The sequence below is a fragment of the Hansschlegelia beijingensis genome (assembly GCF_045505405.1).
GTDB lineage: Bacteria > Pseudomonadota > Alphaproteobacteria > Rhizobiales > Methylopilaceae > Methylopila > Methylopila beijingensis_A.
The window spans coordinates 1-564 of sequence record NZ_JBJKEX010000717.1 but is presented as its reverse complement, the minus strand read 5'-3'; the positions used below and the strand labels follow the sequence as shown (position 1 = coordinate 564).

Below are 564 nucleotides of genomic sequence, written 5' to 3'. Positions count from 1 at the left end.
CGAGCGCCAGGAATACTGCGCCCGATCGAAGCGCAGGATGCTTCCGAACATCCCGGTTGAGACCGCCCCTGTCGAGATCGACAGCGCCGCCGATCTCGCGCTGGCGGAGGCGCTTCTCGCCCCGCGCCGGCCCGCGCCGCTCGTCTTCCCGGCGGGTGTGAAGGCGCTGGTGATGGATTTCGACGGGGTGTTCACCGACGACCGGGTGCTGGTCGACCAGGACGGCCGCGAGGCGGTGTTCGCCAGCCGCTCCGACGGCATGGGGCTCGACCGGCTGCGCAAGCTGACCACGATCCGCACGCTGATCCTGTCGAAGGAGGTCAACCCGGTGGTTTCGGCGCGGGCGCGCAAGCTCAGGATCGAGGCCCGCCAGGGCATCGACGACAAGCTGCCCGAGCTCGACCGCTGGCTCGCCGAGAACGGCGTGTCGCGCGCCGAGACGGCCTATATCGGCAACGACGTCAACGATCTCGACTGCCTGAACGCGGTCGGGTTCCCGATCGCGCCCTGCGACGCGCGGCCGGAGGCGCTCGCCGTCGCGCGCCACGTCACGTCCGCGCCGGG

The 564-nt window shown here is 71.1% G+C and carries 1 protein-coding gene; it reads left to right on the top strand.

Features of this window, described 5'->3' with window-relative positions; translation table 11 throughout:
* Window positions 1-37: 37 nt before the first annotated feature.
* A partial coding sequence (locus ACIKT0_RS19780; RefSeq protein WP_407106948.1) for a KdsC family phosphatase occupies window positions 38-564 on the top strand: 527 nt, incomplete at its 3' end.